This window comes from Klebsiella sp. 10982 (assembly GCF_048589245.1).
GTDB classification, from domain to species: Bacteria; Pseudomonadota; Gammaproteobacteria; order Enterobacterales; family Enterobacteriaceae; genus Klebsiella; species Klebsiella quasivariicola.
Map to the genome: position 1 here is coordinate 84,038 of NZ_JBMAXV010000006.1, position 14,792 is coordinate 98,829.

Annotated in this window: 16 protein-coding genes and 1 pseudogene; 9 read left to right on the forward strand and 8 right to left on the reverse strand. The window is 58.2% G+C overall.

Annotated elements, in window-relative coordinates:
* Window positions 1–7: 7 nt before the first annotated feature.
* The 3 genes from ACKLKD_RS07330 to ACKLKD_RS07340 all read left to right on the forward strand — a co-directional run bounded on the left by ACKLKD_RS07330 (window position 8) and on the right by ACKLKD_RS07340 (window position 3,311).
* Window positions 8–892: a dihydrodipicolinate synthase family protein gene (locus ACKLKD_RS07330; RefSeq protein WP_025713193.1), complete on the forward strand. Its 885-nt coding sequence runs from the start codon at window positions 8–10 to the stop codon at window positions 890–892.
* Between the two features lie 85 nt (window positions 893–977).
* Window positions 978–1,928, forward strand: a complete 951-nt coding sequence (locus ACKLKD_RS07335; protein ID WP_080897383.1) for a phosphoglycerate dehydrogenase — start codon at window positions 978–980, stop codon at window positions 1,926–1,928.
* A 63-nt stretch (window positions 1,929–1,991) separates the two neighbouring features.
* Window positions 1,992–3,311 carry an MFS transporter gene (locus ACKLKD_RS07340; protein ID WP_087805619.1) on the forward strand — a complete coding sequence of 440 codons (1,320 nt, stop codon included), beginning with the start codon at window positions 1,992–1,994 and terminating at the stop codon, window positions 3,309–3,311.
* Between the two features lie 45 nt (window positions 3,312–3,356).
* On the opposite strand, the gene ACKLKD_RS07345 is transcribed toward ACKLKD_RS07340, so the two are convergent.
* Window positions 3,357–4,151, reverse strand: coding sequence for a PhzF family phenazine biosynthesis protein (locus ACKLKD_RS07345; protein WP_087805617.1), 795 nt, complete (start codon window positions 4,149–4,151; stop codon window positions 3,357–3,359).
* A gap of 201 nt (window positions 4,152–4,352) precedes the next feature.
* On the opposite strand from ACKLKD_RS07345, the gene ACKLKD_RS07350 reads away from it, so the two are divergent.
* Entirely contained in the window at window positions 4,353–5,552 is a 1,200-nt protein-coding gene (locus ACKLKD_RS07350) for a sugar transporter (RefSeq protein WP_042929292.1), read from the forward strand.
* 70 nt (window positions 5,553–5,622) lie between these two features.
* Here the strand turns inward: ACKLKD_RS07350 and ACKLKD_RS07355 are convergent, their stop codons facing one another.
* Together ACKLKD_RS07355 and ACKLKD_RS07360 are read right to left on the reverse strand one after the other, a co-directional pair.
* Window positions 5,623–6,291, reverse strand: a complete 669-nt coding sequence (locus ACKLKD_RS07355; protein WP_002904403.1) for a MarC family NAAT transporter — start codon at window positions 6,289–6,291, stop codon at window positions 5,623–5,625.
* Between the two features lie 46 nt (window positions 6,292–6,337).
* Window positions 6,338–6,464, reverse strand: a pseudogene (locus tag ACKLKD_RS07360) (hypothetical protein); the annotation flags it as partial.
* A gap of 89 nt (window positions 6,465–6,553) precedes the next feature.
* On the opposite strand from ACKLKD_RS07360, the gene marR reads away from it, so the two are divergent.
* The 3 genes from marR to marB are packed head-to-tail and all read left to right on the forward strand — an operon-like array spanning window position 6,554 to window position 7,642.
* Complete coding sequence (marR, locus tag ACKLKD_RS07365; protein WP_004143563.1) at window positions 6,554–6,988, forward strand: multiple antibiotic resistance transcriptional regulator MarR; 435 nt, start codon at window positions 6,554–6,556, stop codon at window positions 6,986–6,988.
* 20 nt (window positions 6,989–7,008) lie between these two features.
* Entirely contained in the window at window positions 7,009–7,389 is a 381-nt protein-coding gene (marA, locus tag ACKLKD_RS07370) for an MDR efflux pump AcrAB transcriptional activator MarA (protein ID WP_025712219.1), read from the forward strand.
* Between the two features lie 34 nt (window positions 7,390–7,423).
* Complete coding sequence (gene marB, locus ACKLKD_RS07375) at window positions 7,424–7,642, forward strand: multiple antibiotic resistance protein MarB (RefSeq protein ID WP_002904394.1); 219 nt, start codon at window positions 7,424–7,426, stop codon at window positions 7,640–7,642.
* Between the two features lie 48 nt (window positions 7,643–7,690).
* Here marB and eamA read toward each other — a convergent pair whose 3' ends face one another.
* A complete protein-coding gene (gene eamA, locus ACKLKD_RS07380) occupies window positions 7,691–8,590 on the reverse strand; it encodes an O-acetylserine/cysteine exporter (protein WP_008804965.1) in 900 nt (299 codons plus the stop codon).
* Window positions 8,591–8,784: 194 nt separating this feature from the next.
* Between eamA and ydeE the strand changes: the two genes are divergently transcribed.
* Both ydeE and ACKLKD_RS07390 read left to right on the forward strand, forming a co-directional pair.
* Window positions 8,785–9,981, forward strand: coding sequence for an efflux MFS transporter YdeE (gene ydeE, locus ACKLKD_RS07385; protein ID WP_087805615.1), 1,197 nt, complete (start codon window positions 8,785–8,787; stop codon window positions 9,979–9,981).
* 129 nt (window positions 9,982–10,110) lie between these two features.
* On the forward strand, window positions 10,111–10,593 hold the full coding sequence (locus ACKLKD_RS07390; protein ID WP_080897386.1) for a helix-turn-helix domain-containing protein: 483 nt from the start codon (window positions 10,111–10,113) through the stop codon (window positions 10,591–10,593).
* 35 nt (window positions 10,594–10,628) lie between these two features.
* Here the strand turns inward: ACKLKD_RS07390 and urtE are convergent, their stop codons facing one another.
* The 4 genes from urtE to urtB are packed head-to-tail and all read right to left on the reverse strand — an operon-like array spanning window position 10,629 to window position 14,781.
* Window positions 10,629–11,327, reverse strand: coding sequence for an urea ABC transporter ATP-binding subunit UrtE (urtE, locus tag ACKLKD_RS07395; protein WP_025712223.1), 699 nt, complete (start codon window positions 11,325–11,327; stop codon window positions 10,629–10,631).
* Window positions 11,328–11,336: 9 nt separating this feature from the next.
* Window positions 11,337–12,134: an urea ABC transporter ATP-binding protein UrtD gene (gene urtD, locus ACKLKD_RS07400; protein ID WP_080897387.1), complete on the reverse strand. Its 798-nt coding sequence runs from the start codon at window positions 12,132–12,134 to the stop codon at window positions 11,337–11,339.
* Window positions 12,134–13,207: an urea ABC transporter permease subunit UrtC gene (gene urtC / locus ACKLKD_RS07405; protein ID WP_080897388.1), complete on the reverse strand. Its 1,074-nt coding sequence runs from the start codon at window positions 13,205–13,207 to the stop codon at window positions 12,134–12,136. Before urtC ends, urtD begins: the two co-directional genes overlap by 1 nt.
* Window positions 13,207–14,781, reverse strand: a complete 1,575-nt coding sequence (gene urtB, locus ACKLKD_RS07410) for an urea ABC transporter permease subunit UrtB (RefSeq protein WP_080897389.1) — start codon at window positions 14,779–14,781, stop codon at window positions 13,207–13,209. The genes urtC and urtB overlap by 1 nt, the downstream gene beginning before the upstream one ends.
* Window positions 14,782–14,792 lie beyond the last annotated feature (11 nt).

Consider the following 14,792-nt stretch of genomic DNA (forward strand, 5'->3'; position numbering starts at 1 on the left):
AAGTAAAATGAGGAAAGCTATTAGCGGCGTACTGACCGCCATCGTCACCCCCTTTACCGCCGAGGGCGCGCTTAACCTGCCTGCGCTACGCCAGCAGGTACAGCGCCAGATCGCCGCGGGCAACGGTATTTTCTGCGGCGGTACCAACGGCGAATTTTTTGTCCTCAATGAGGAAGAGAAGATCGCCGTCGCCAGAACCTGCGTGGAAGAAGCGGCCGGTCGCGTCCCGGTGGTGGCCCATATCGGGGAAATATCCACCCGGGAAACTCGTCGACTGGGCCAGCAGATCGCCCGCCTCGGCGTTGACGCGGTATCGGCCATCACCCCGTGGTTCGTGCCCTTGAAGCAGGAAGAGCTGATTAACCACTATACGGCGATCGCCGACGCGCTGAGCGTCCCGCTCTTTCTTTACAACATTCCCGCGCGCACCGGGAACACCATTGCCCCGGAGACCGCGCGCCAGCTGGCCCGGCACGAGAATATCGTCGGCATCAAGGACAGCGCCGGCAGCTATGAGAGCCTGAAAGGCTTTCTCGACGCGGTGCGCGATATCGACGGCTTCGACGTTCTGAACGGACCGGACTCGCTTATTCATCAGGGATTTGTCGACGGCTGTTCAGCCTGCATCTCGGGGCTTGCCAACGTCGCGCCCGCTGAAATCAACGCCATCTGGTCGCACTTTCACGCCGGGGATATCGCCGGATCGCGCCAGGCCCAGGAGCGAGTGACGGGCCTGCGCACCGATCTGTATAAGGTGGCGTTCTCGCCCGCGGCGGTGAAAAAAGCCCTGCAGCTGATGGGTCATGAGGTGGGCGACAGCCGCTACGCGGTGCAGTTCAGTGACCAACAGCTGCAGCAGATTAAAAATATCATTAACACCTACCTTCACTAATTTACGTATCCGCCCCGGCCTTCACTGGCTGGGGCAAGACCTTGTATTTGCGACGCTACGCGTCGCCAGTAAACAGGAAACGGTTATGAAAGTAATTTGCACCTCGCCCTCATTCGCCAAATACGACGACGCGCCTATTTCAGCGCTGAAAGAGGCCGATCTGGAACTGGTCATGTTGCCTGCCGATGCCTCGACAGAAATGCTGGCTCAGCATCTGCCTGATGCCATAGCGATGATTGTCGCCTTTACCGACATCAATGAATCTCTGCTGGAAAAAGCGCCCAGGCTTAAAATTGTCTGCAAACACGGCGTTGGTGTGGATAACATCGATCTTAACGCGACACGTCAGCGCAATATTTTTGTCACTAACGTTCCGGATGCCAATAAGCATGCGGTGGCCGATTTTGCTTTTGGTTTAATTCTCAATACTGCCCGCCAGATTTCTCAGGCAATAAGTGAAACGAAAGCAGGCAACTGGCCTCGTATTTTTGCCACTGATGTTTATGGCAAAACGCTGGGGATCGTCGGTTTAGGCCATATCGGCAAGGAAGTGGCGCGACGTGCGCGCGGATTCAATATGCGAGTGCTGGCCACCGACGCCTGGCCGGACAGAGAATTTGCTCAGGAGCATCAGGTTGAATATGTTTCACTGGATACCCTGACGGCGCAAAGTGATTTTATTAGTCTGCATACGCCGTTAACCCCGGAAACTGAAAATATGTTTAATGCCGCCCGGCTACAGCAGATGAAATCAGGGGCGTTCCTCATTAATGTTTCCAGAGGCGGTATCGTTGATGAACACGCTTTGTATGAGGCACTGAAATCAGGACACCTCGCCGGAGCCGCAGCTGACGTTTTTCTCGAGGAGCCGTGCGCTACGCATCCTTTGTTTACCCTGGCCAATTTTGCGCCAACCTCGCATATTGCTGGATATACGGATGGCGCCATTAGCAATATTAGCGCACGCTGCGTCAACAATATTATTACCTGCGTCTGTCGCGGTGAACGACCTGAAAACATTATGAATTCGCTGTAAATAACGAGGTGGGAAGCATGTCATTCCCACCAATATAACGAACATCTACTCAGAGCCGAATATATGAACACGACAGCTAACACTACTCGTATTCGCTGGTGGATAGCCGGATTAATGTGGTTGGCTATTGCCATTAACTATATCGACCGGACAGTATTATCTGCCGCCGCCCCTCATTTAATTGATGAACTGAAGCTCGACCCCGAAATGATGGGGTTTATCATGGCTGCTTTTTTTTGGTCATATTCGTTATTACAGATCCCCGCGGGGTGGTTCGCCGATCGTTTTGGACAGAAAAAAGGTCTTGGTTTAGCCGTTGCCTGGTGGTCAATCGCCACCTCGATGATGGGGGTTGCCACGGGGTTTAAATCACTTCTCGCCTTGCGTCTGGCTTTAGGTGTTGGCGAGGCCGCCGCCTACCCCAGCAATGCAGGGATCGCCGCACGCTGGTTTCCGGACAAAGAGCGCGCGACGGTATCCGGCCTGTTCGACAGCGCGTCTAAATTTGGCGGTGCCGTTGCCATGCCGCTTATCGTCTGGATGATCTACACCTTTGACTGGCGACTGACCTTTCTGATCATCGGTAGTGTGGGCATTTTATGGGTTATCGCATGGTATTTTATCTATGCTGAAAACCCTGAAGAACATAAACGCATCAGTCCTTCGGAAGTGCGCATTATTCGCGATGGCCAAAAACAACATCACGGCGACAAAACCGTATTGCCAATGAAATGGTATAAGCTCTTGCGTTATCGTAACATTTGGGCAATGTGCATCGGCTTTTTCACCATCAATTATACGTCCTATTTTTTCATTACCTGGCTTCCCACTTACCTGGTAAAAGAGAAAGGTATGGATTTTATTAAAATGGGGATGGTAGCCGCTCTGCCTTTATTATGTGGGATGGTGATTGAAGTTTTTGCTGGCTGGGCCTCAGATCGCCTGGTACATAAGAAAATACTGTCTCTAACAGCGACCCGTAAACTGTTTTTGACCATCGGCTTACTCATGGCACTTTGCATCGGTTTTGCACCATTTACCGACTCGGTTTTCATGACTGTTTTTCTTCTTTGTGTCGCCAAATCAGGAACCACGGTTGCTGCGTCGCAGGTTTGGGCCTTACCGGGTGATGTTGCCCCCAAAAACAGCGTCTCAATTGTCGCTGGGCTGCAAAATACGGTTTCGAATATGGGAGGCGCAGTCGGCCCTATCATTACGGGTGCGATCGTTGCTGCGACAGGCTCATTCAACTGGGCACTGATTTTCTCGGCCATTCTTGTCGTTATCGGGATAATCAACTACCTGTTCCTGATGGGTAAAATTGAACCTATCAATGACAAGGGTGAAAAATCACCCGTCCTTAATGCTGCTGAACAACATTAAGTCCAATCCGCCCGGTAGAGGATGCCACCGGGCGTAAACACATTGTTACCCTCGCAGGTAAACCGTCCCGCGCAGATAGGTGGTCGCCTGGCCGCCGATCAGCACCCGGTCGCCCTGCCACTGGCAGCGCAGGTCGCCGCCGCGGGTGGAACCCTGGCGCGCCATCATGGTGGTTTTCCCCAGCTTTTCGCCCCACCAGGGGATCAGCATGCTATGGGCGGAGCCGGTCACCGGATCTTCCGGTACTCCTTCACCCGGGCAGAAGAAGCGGCTGACAAAGTCATACTCCACATCCGGCGCGCTAACACAGATCATTTTGCCAAGCGTTTGCAGCCGCACCATATCCGGCTGCACGGCTTCAACCTGCTGGCGATCCGCCAGCACCACCAGATAATCGCGCCCTTCCCGTACTTCAACGGCGGACTCAAGCCCCAGCCCGGCCAGCAGGTCCGCTGGCGGATTGGCCACCGGCGCGGTCGACCAGGCCGGGAAGTCGAGCGTCAGCCAGTCGCCGCTGCGGGTGACCCGCAGATCGCCCACAAAGCGAGTACTGAAGGTAATGGTCGCCGAAGGATGGTCAAGATATTCGAAAATCACGTGCGCTGTCGCCAGGGTGGCATGGCCGCAGAGGTTGATTTCGCCGAGTGTGGTAAACCAGCGTAGCTCATAACCCTCGTCGGTACGGACAAAGAAAGCCGTTTCGGACTGGTTATGCTGTTGGGCCATTTTCAGCAGCACATCGTCGGCTAACCACTCGCTGAGCGGGCAGACGGCAGCGGCATTGCCACCGAAGTTTTTATCGCTGAAAGCATCGACCAGATAAAATTGAATTTCCTGCATACACTGTCCTTACTTTTTTTACTTTCCCTCAACATGACATAAAAGCGCCTCCCTGACACTATCCATAGCAAAATTAATTGCTTAACCGCGGCCAGGCGCCGCCAACAAAATGAGATGCAGATCACAAAATGATTGTCTTTTCGCCAGCAATCGTTTTAAGATCAGCGTCACATCTTCCCCTGAATCACCAGTCCAGAGCTTATGACTACGAATACGGTCTCACGCAAGGTAGCGTGGCTACGTGTCGTGACGTTGGCCATCGCCGCGTTTATTTTTAACACCACAGAATTTGCCCCGGTTGGCCTGTTGTCGGATATTGCCGACAGCTTCGGCATGGAAACCGCGCAGGTGGGCATGATGCTGACCATTTATGCGTGGGTAGTGGCGCTGATGTCGCTGCCATTTATGCTGCTGACCAGTAAAGTGGAGCGCCGGCGGCTGCTGATCGCCCTCTTTATTCTGTTTATCGCCAGCCACATCCTGTCGTTTTTTGCCTGGAATTTTGACGTGCTGGTCATCAGCCGCATCGGCATCGCCTTTGCGCATGCGGTGTTCTGGTCGATAACCTCGGCGCTGGCCATACGCATGGCGCCGCCAGGCAAACGCGCGCAGGCGCTGAGCCTGATCGCCACCGGTACCGCGCTGGCGATGGTGTTCGGTATTCCGATTGGCCGCATCATCGGCCAGTATTTTGGCTGGCGGATGACCTTCCTGGCGATTGGCCTCGGCGCGTTAGCCACCCTGGCCTGCCTGGTGAAGCTGCTGCCAACCCTGCCGAGCGAACATTCAGGCTCGCTGAAAAGCCTGCCGGTGCTGTTCCGCCGCCCGGCGCTGGTCAGCGTATATATTCTGACCGTGGTGGTGGTGACCGCCCATTATACCGCCTACAGCTATATCGAGCCCTTTGTCCAGACCGTGGCAGGCCTGAGCGGCAACTTTGCCACCGTGCTGCTGCTGATCCTCGGCGGGGCCGGTATTATCGGCAGCATTCTGTTCGGTAAGCTCGGCAACCAGCACGCTTCCGGGCTGATTAGCATCGCTATCGGCCTGCTGCTGGCCTGTCTGCTGTTGCTGCTGCCGGCCTCGCATAACCCGCACCACCTGATGCTGCTCAGCATCTTCTGGGGGGTGGCGATCATGATTATCGGCCTTGGCATGCAGGTGAAAGTACTGGCCTCCGCCCCGGACGCCACCGACGTGGCGATGTCGCTGTTCTCAGGCATCTTTAATATCGGTATTGGCGCAGGAGCGCTGGTCGGCAGCCAGGTGAGTCTGCATCTGTCGATGGCCTCTGTCGGCTATGTCGGCGCCATTCCGGCACTGGTGGCGCTGGTCTGGTCGCTGATGATTTTCCGCCGCTGGCCGGTATCGCTGGAAGACCATCAGCCGCACCACTCCTGAATCCATCGCACAAAAAAGCCTGCCGGCATTACTACCGGCAGGCTTTTGTCTCTCATCCCATCCGGGGCGGTCAGGGATGCCAGGTCGAAATAATCTCCAGCACGCCGTTAATAATAAACTGCACGCCCATACAGACCAGCAGGAAGCCCATCAGTCGGGAAATCGCTTCGATCCCCCCTTTGCCGACCAGACGCATAATCGCGCCGGAACTGCGCAGACACGCCCACAGAATCACCCCTAGCAGCAAAAAGATGATCGGCGGCGCCGCCAGCACCACCCACTCCGGGAAGTCCACGCCGTGCTTAACGGTCGAGGCAGAGCTAATGATCATCGCTATGGTGCCCGGACCGGCGGTACTGGGCATCGCCAGCGGCACAAAGGCGATATTGGCGGTCGGCTCATCCTGCAGTTCTTCCGATTTGATCTTCGCTTCCATCGAATCGTGGGCTTTTTGCTGGGGAAACAGCATACGGAAACCGATAAAGGCCACAATCAATCCCCCGGCGATACGCAGCCCAGGTATTGATATGCCGAATGTATTCATCACCACCTGTCCGGCATACCACGACACCATCAGAATGGCGAAGACATACACCGATGCCATCAACGCCTGCTTGTTCCGCTCGGCGTTGTTCATATTGCCCGCCAGGCCCAGGAACAGCGCCACGGTTGTGAGTGGGTTAGCCAGCGGTAAAAGCACCGCCAGGCCGAGTCCTATCGCTTTAAACAAATCGAACATAGTTAATTAAAGTCCCGTTAATATTCATTTTTTCAGGATGATTTCGTTCCGTGAGTATACCGGCTTCGAGGGATCCGACACCAGCCCGGGTGATAAACCACTTCTGATAAAAAATAACAAGCGTTAGAAAAATCATAAAAAGTGACCCGTGTCAGATTTTTTTCTTTTAGCAAATCGTGGTATCGGCGAATTCATAATGTTGACTTATGATTGCCTGGGCAATAGTATCACCTGCAACTAATTACTTACCTGGGCAACCATCATGAAAAGTACCAGCGACCTGTTTAATGAAATGATCCCGCTGGGTCGCTTGATCCAGATGGTTAACCAGAAAAAAGATCGCCTGCTCAACGACTACCTCTCACCTATGGATATTACCGCGACCCAGTTTCGCGTGCTCTGCTCCATTCGTTGCGAAGTATGTATTACCCCCGTTGAGCTGAAAACCGTGCTTTCCGTCGACCCGGGCGCGATGACGCGTATGCTCGACCGCCTGGCGTGCAAAGGCTGGATTGAACGGTTACCCAACCCCGCTGACAAACGCGGCGTGCTGGTGCAGTTGACGCCAGACGGCGCAGCCCTTTGCGAGCAGTGTCATCAGGTTGTGGGTCAGAAGTTACACCAGGAGTTAACAAAAAATCTGTCGGCGGACGAAGTCGCCATGCTTGAGCAACTGCTCAAGAAGGTCCTGCCGTAAAAATAAGAAGAGGTAAGATGATGTCCAGACGTAATAATGACGCCATCACTATCCATAGTATTTTGTCGTGGATCGAGGATAACCTGGAATCGCCCCTGTCGCTGGAAAAAGTGTCTGAGCGCTCAGGTTACTCCAAGTGGCACCTGCAACGTATGTTTAAGAAAGAGACCGGCCATTCTCTCGGCCAGTACATCCGCAGCCGCAAGCTGACGGAGATTGCGCAAAAGCTCAAGCAGAGCAATGAGCCAATCCTGTACCTGGCGGAACGCTACGGTTTCGAGTCGCAGCAGACCCTGACGCGAACGTTCAAGAACTATTTCGATGTTCCGCCCCACAAATATCGCATAACGAATGTACCTGGCGAGTCCCGCTATCTACATCCGCTAACTCACTGTTGTTAATCACCTGCACGATAAAAAACGTATTGAGGAAATCATGAAACTATTCGCTGCCGCAGCTATCGTACTCTTGTCGCTGGCCTCCAGCCTCAGCTATGCGGAGCAAAACACCACGCCGGTGCGTCAAAACCAGCGTGATACGATGATTATCCCTTCGGAACATAACGACTCGCCATTTGATTTCAATCATATGGCGGCCGGCAATGATAAATCTGACGAGCTTGGCGTGCCGTACTACCAGCAGCACGACCTGTGATGCCATTACACACATAATTGTGTATAGCCCCGTCTCCGGGGCTTTTTTTTATCCGCGCGCCATACCCGGCCGCACCAGACGTAAGCCGAAGACGTTAATGTAGAGCCCGGCCATAATCAGCACCGCTCCGGTGAGCTGCAGTCCGCTCAGCGTCTCCCCCAGCAGCAGCGCAGCGCTGGCCATTCCCACCACCGGCACCAGCAGCGACAGCGGCGCCACCCGCCAGGTTTCATAGCGCCCCAGCAGCGAACCCCAGATACCATAGCCGACGATAGTAGCGATAAACGCCAGATAGAGCAGCGACAGTATCGTCAGCAGATCGATGTGTTGCAGACTCGCCAGCATGGTCTGCGGGCCATCAATCAACCATGAGGCCAGCATAAACGGCAGCACCGGGATCAACGCGCTCCACACCACCAGCGACATAATCGGCGGCCGGGCGGCATGCGACATGATTTTCTTGTTGAAGATATTACCGCAGGCCCAGCTGAGCGCCGCCGCCAGGGTCAGCATAAAGCCCACCAGCGGCACATGCTCCCCGCCGAGGCTGCCCTCCACCAGTACCAGTACGCCGAAGATTGCCAGCGCGATCCCCGCCAGCTGCTTGCCCTGCAGGCGTTCGCCAAAGACGAAGGCGCCGAGAATAATGGTAAAGAAGGCTTGCGCCTGCAGTACCAGCGAAGCCAGCCCGGCAGGCATACCCAGGCCGATAGCGCAGAACAGGAAGGCAAACTGACCAAAGCTGATGGTCAGGCCATAGCCCAGCAGCAGGCGCAGCGGGATGGCCGGTCGGGACACAAACAGCAGCGCCGGGAAGGCCACCAGCATAAAGCGCAGCCCCGCCAGCATCAGCGGCGGCATGTTGTGTAATCCCAGCTTAATCACCACGAAATTAAGCCCCCACACCACCACTACCAGCAGCGCCAGCAGTCCATCTTTCCTCGTCATACCCTGCCTCTGTCGTTATTGGAATTTTTGTGAACAAAATCAAAGTAACCAAAAAGCGGCCGCCGGGATAGATCATTATTTTTGGCAGGGCCGGAAGTGCACCCGGCGGCCGGGGCGACCTGTACAAGGCGTAATGGCCGTGTTATTTGTGATCGAAGACATAAAATGATAACAACATGACAGGCAAGGAAATCATGATCACCACTCTCCGGCGCTCCACCATTGCGCTGCTGGCATCGTCGTTGCTATTAACTATTGGCCGCGGAGCCACACTGCCGTTTATGACTATCTACCTCACCCGACGCTTTCAGCTGGAGGTGGATGTGATTGGCTACGCCCTGTCACTGGCGCTGGTGATCGGTGTGCTGTTCAGCATGGGCTTTGGCATCCTCGCGGATAAGTTCGACAAAAAGCGCTATATGGTGTGGTCAGTGCTGGTGTTTATTCTGGGATTTAGCGCGATACCGCTGGTCAATAACGCTATCCTGGTAGTGATCTTCTTTGCGTTGATCAACTGCGCCTACTCGGTGTTTTCCACCGTGCTAAAAGCCTGGTTCGCCGACCGGCTGACGCCGGAGAAAAAAGCGCGTATCTTCTCGCTGAACTATACCATCCTCAATATCGGCTGGACCGTTGGCCCGCCCATCGGCACCCTGCTGGTGATGCACAGCATCAATTTGCCATTCTGGCTGGCGGCCGCCTGCGCCGCTTTTCCGCTGGTGTTTATTCAGCTGTTTCTCCAGCGGGATGGCGCCGCCACGGCCCCGCCGGGCGCCGCGCCCTGGTCGCCGTCGGTGTTGCTGCGCGACCGGGCGCTGCTGTGGTTTACCTGTTCCGGGCTGCTGGCCTCCTTCGTCAGCGGCGCCTTCGCCTCCTGTCTCTCGCAGTATGTGCTGGTGGTCGCCAGCAGCGACTTCGCCGAGAAAGTGGTGGCGGTGGTGCTGCCGGTGAACGCCGCGGTGGTGGTTGCTCTGCAGTACGCGGTTGGCCGGCGGCTGAGCGCGAGAAATATCCGCCCGCTGATGACCTTCGGCACCGTCTGCTTTGTGATCGGCCTTGTGGGCTTTATGTTCTCTGGCGCCAGCCTGTGGGCGTGGGGGATCTCGGCGGTGATCTTCACCCTCGGGGAAGTGATTTATGCCCCCGGGGAGTATATGCTGATTGACCATATTGCCCCGCCGGGGATGAAGGCCAGCTACTTCTCCGCCCAGTCGCTGGGGTGGCTGGGCGCGGCATTCAACCCGATGCTGACGGGGTTGATCCTCACTCATCTGCCGCACTGGTCGCTTTTTGTCATTCTTATCGTGGCGATTGTCGCCGCCTGGCTGATGATTTTCCGTGGGATGAATGCCCGCCCCTGGCAACCGGATCCTCCGCTGGCCAACGCCTGACGCCAGCTGGCATGCGGCTGTCGGGTTGATGTCGGGCCGCTGTCGGGTCGCTGTCGTGGTGGCTGGCGGCCCGCTTCACCATACTCCATCACAGGTTTACATCCGCAGAACGTCATGGAGCATACGAATATGAACAGCAACAATCAGGTCAAACAATTGCGGCTGCAGCGCGCCTGGTCCCAGGAGCAGCTAGCCGAAATGGCGGGTCTCAGCGTTCGCACGATCCAGCGCATTGAGAATGGCGAACGCCCGGGGCTGGAGACCCTCAGCGCCCTCGCCGCGGTCTTTGAGGTCACGGTGGCCGAGATCGGCGGCGAAGCCTCGCGGGAGGGTGCGCCGGGCCCGGAAGCCTCGCTGGATCTGCGCATCGAGGAAGCCAAAGCGCGGGTGCATCAGGAGAGCCGCTTTTTCCGTTCGCTGTCGGTGGCGGTGGTAGTCTGCGTGCTGCTGGCGGTGCTCAACCACTTCACAAACCCGCAGTACGCCTGGTCCGGCTGGGTGGCCCTGATCTGGGGCGCTCTGCTGGTAGTCAGAGGATTACGCCTGTTCGTGTTCGGCGAATGGATCAAAAACTGGCGCCAGGCGCGCCTGCAGCGGCTGTTGCGCAAATAACCCGCATACCGGCGGCGCGCCTGCCGCCGGCCCGGTCAGATAGTCACCATGGCGCGCACGCCGTCGCGCTCCATATCACCGCCCTTGCCCTGCTGGATGATGGCGCCGCGCGACATCACCAGGTAGTGGTCCGCCAGCCCGGCGGCAAAGTCATAGAACTGTTCCACCAGCAGGATCGCCATATCCCCCCGACTCGCCAGCTGGCGGATCACCTCGCCAATCTCTTTGATAACGGAGGGCTGGATCCCCTCGGTGGGTTCATCAAGGATCAGCAGCTGGGGACGGCTGGCCAGCGCGCGGCCGATCGCCAGCTGCTGCTGTTGGCCGCCGGATAAATCACCGCCCCGCCGCTGCTTCATGGTCCTGAGCACCGGAAAAAGCTGGTAGATCTCCTCCGGCACCTGCTGCGCTTCACGGGCGGGAAAGCGCGACAGCCCCATCAGCAGGTTTTCTTCCACCGTCAGGCGCGGAAAAATCTCGCGCCCCTGGGGGACGTAGGCGACCCCGGCCTGTACCCGCTGGTGCGGTTTGCGATGGGTGATGTTCTGATCCTGCCAGCGCACCTCACCGCTGCGCGCCGGGATCAGCCCCATCAGGCATTTCAGCAGCGTGGTCTTACCGACGCCATTGCGCCCCAGCAGGCAGGTGACTTCGCCCTGGCGGGCGGAAAATTCCACCCCACGCAAAATATGGCTGCCGCCGTAGTACTGATGTAACTGACTCACCTGTAGCATTGGCGCTCCTTAACGTCCCAGATAAACTTCAATGACCTGCTCATTGGCCTGCACCTCGCGCAGCGATCCCTCCGCCAGCACCTGTCCCTGATGCAAAACCGTCACCCGGTCGGCGATGGTCTCGACAAATCCCATGTCGTGCTCCACCACCATCAGAGAGTGCTGTCCGGCCAGGGTACGAAACAGCTCCGCCGTATACTCCGTTTCCGCATCGGTCATGCCGGCCGCCGGCTCATCAAGCAGCAGCAGATGCGGCTCCTGCACCAGCAGCATGCCGATCTCGAGAAACTGCTTCTGACCATGGGACAGCAGACCGGCCTGGCGGTAGCGCTCGCCGTCGAGACGCAGCAGGCGCAGCACCTCATTGAGCCGATCGTCCTGTTCGCTGCTCAGCCGGGCGCGCAGGCTGGCCCACACCGATTTATCCCCCTTCATCGCCAGGGCGAGATTTTCCGCCACCGTCAGCGCTTCGAAGACCGTCGGCTTCTGAAACTTGCGCCCGATGCCGTGACGCGCGATGGCCACCGGGTCAAGAGTGGTCAGATCCACCGACTGGTCATAGAGCGCTTTGCCGCTCTGCGGTCGGGTTTTGCCGGTGATCACGTCCATCAGGGTGGTCTTGCCCGCCCCGTTGGGGCCGATCACACAGCGCAGTTCGCCGACGCCTATCGCCAGCGACAGATCCGTTAGCGCCTGAAATCCGTCGAAATTGACGTTGATGTTCTCCAGCTGCAGCACCGGATCGGTTTGTTCGCGAAAGCGATCTCCGGGCAGCTGACGGGTAAACAGTCCTTCATCCGGTTGCATTAGCGGTCTCCTCGACGCAGCAGGCCCATCACCCCGCGGGGTAAAAACAGGGTCACGATGATAAAGATGAGGCCCAGAAACAGCTGCCAGTACTCCGGCATCGCCACGGTGAAAATGCTTTTCGCGCCGTTGACCAGCCCGGCGCCAAGCACCGGACCGATCAGGGTGCCGCGCCCGCCGAGCGCCACCCAGATGGCGGCCTCGATGGAGTTGGTCGGCGACATTTCGCTGGGGTTGATGATCCCGACCTGCGGGACATATAACGCCCCCGCCAGACCGCAGAGCACCGCCGACAGCGTCCACACCAGCAGCTTAAAGCCGCGCGGGTCGTAGCCGCAGAACATCAGCCGGTTTTCTGCATCCCGCACCGCGGTGAGGATCCGGCCAAACTTACTCTGCGCCAGCGCCGAACCCAGCCACAGGGTCAGCAACAGCAGCAGGACGGTGGCCATAAACAGAGCAGCGCGGGTGCCGGTGGCAGTGATCGGAAAGCCCAGCAGCGTGGTAAAACCGGTGAAGCCGTTGTTGCCGCCAAACCCGGTTTCGTTGCGAAAGAACAGCAGCATGCCGGCATAGGTCAGCGCCTGGGTCATGATCGAGAAATAGACCCCTTTGATCTTCGAGCGAAAGGCAAACCAGCCGAAAACCAGGGCCAGCAGACCGGGTACCAGCACCACCAGCGCCATCGCCCAGGCAAAATGCTGCGTGCCCCACCAGAACCAGGGCAGCTCGCTCCAGGAGAGAAAAGACATAAACGCCGGCAGACCGTCGCCCGCCGCCTGGCGCATCAGGTACATCCCCATGGCGTACCCGCCGAGGGCAAAGAAAATCCCGTGCCCCAGCGACAGCATGCCCGCATAGCCCCAGACCAGATCCAGCGCCACCGCCACAATGGCGTAGCAGAGGATTTTGCCGCTCAGCGTCAGCAGCCAGCTCGGCACCACCAGCGGATGCGAGGCCGGCAGCAGCGCCAGGAATGGCATACTCAGCAGCCCCAGCACCAGTAAGATCCCCAGCCAGCGCAGCGGCCGCGGCGCGCGCTGCGCCAGCGTTAAGGTGATTGGTTGGCTCATCAGTCAATAACCCTCCCTTTCAGCGCGAACAGACCCTGCGGGCGTTTCTGAATAAACAGAATAATCATCACCAGGATCAGGATTTTGCCCAGCACCGCGCCCATCTGGGGTTCGAGAATTTTGTTGAAAATGCCCAGCCCAAAGGCCGCCGCCACGCTGCCGGCCAGCTGGCCGACGCCGCCCAGCACCACTACCAGAAACGAGTCGATGATGTATCCCTGACCCAGTTCAGGCCCGACGTTGCCAAGCTGCGACAGCGCCACGCCGCCCAGCCCGGCAATACCGGAGCCGAGGCCAAAGGCCAGCATATCCACCCGCCCGGTAGGCACGCCGCAGCAGGCGGCCATCGCCCGGTTCTGCGTCACGGCGCGGACGTTCATCCCCAGACGGGTACGGTTCAGGATGAGCCAGGTAAAACACAGCACCAGCAGGACGAACGCCAGCACCGCCAGCCGGTTCCACGGCAGGATCAGGTTCGGCAGGACCTGCACGCCGCCGGAGAGCCAGGCGGGATTAGCCACTTCGACGTTCTGCGCGCCAAACAGCATCCGCACCAGCTGGATAAGCATCAGGCTGATCCCCCAGGTGGCGAGCAGCGTTTCCAGCGGCCGACCATACAGATGACGAATAATGGTGCGCTCCAGCGCCATACCGATCCCGGCGGTCACCAGAAACGCCACCGGTAGCGCGACCAGCGGATAAAAGGCCAGCCACTGCGGCGCGATCTGCGCCAGCGCCTGCTGGACCAGCCAGCAGCTGTAGGCGCCGATCATTAACATCTCGCCGTGGGCCATGTTAATCACCCCCAGCAGGCCGTAGGTGATCGCCAGCCCCAGCGCCGCCAGCAGCAGCACCGAGCCCAGCGACAGCCCCATAAAGGCCTGGCCCAGCAGATCGCCGAGCAGCAGACGATGTTTGATCTTCTGCAGACTGTCGCTGGCCGCCTCGCGCACCGCCGCATCCGGCTCATGCTGGGCATCGGTAAAGGGGATCAGCAGCGCCTGGGTCTCCGGGTCCGCCGAATGGCCGAGCAGCGTCACGGCGGCCAGCCGCGCGCTGGCCTCAGGCTGAGTGAGCTGCAGGCGCGCCAGCGCCACCTCCAGCAGGCCGCGCACATTATCATCGGTTTCCGCCTTCAGCCGCTGTTGCAGCAGCGCGGCCATGGCCGGGGTCGCTTCCCGCTGTAGCGTACGCGCGGCGGAAGCCCTCTCCGTGACGTTGTCACTTAAAATAAGGTGGCTGGCCAGCGCGCCGGCAGCCAGATTGCGCAGCCGGTTGGTCAGACGGACCGGTCGGGTTTCGCCCTGCGGCGCGGCGGCAGCGCCCAGTGGCTGTAATCCGCCCTGTCGGGTGCGGAAAGCATGTTTTCCGTCGTCCATCACCAGGCTCTCGCTGGTCAACGCCCGCAGCAGCGGCAGGCGATCCGCCTGCGGTGCTGCCGCCCACTCAGTCAACAGCTGCGCCTGCTGGCTGCGGCTGGCGGCAACGAAGTCGTCCGCCTCCGCGGCCTGCGCCCGCCATGGCAGCAAGGTCAGCAGTAGCGCCAACACACTCATGAGACGCAATGCGTTCATGTCGTTCTCCT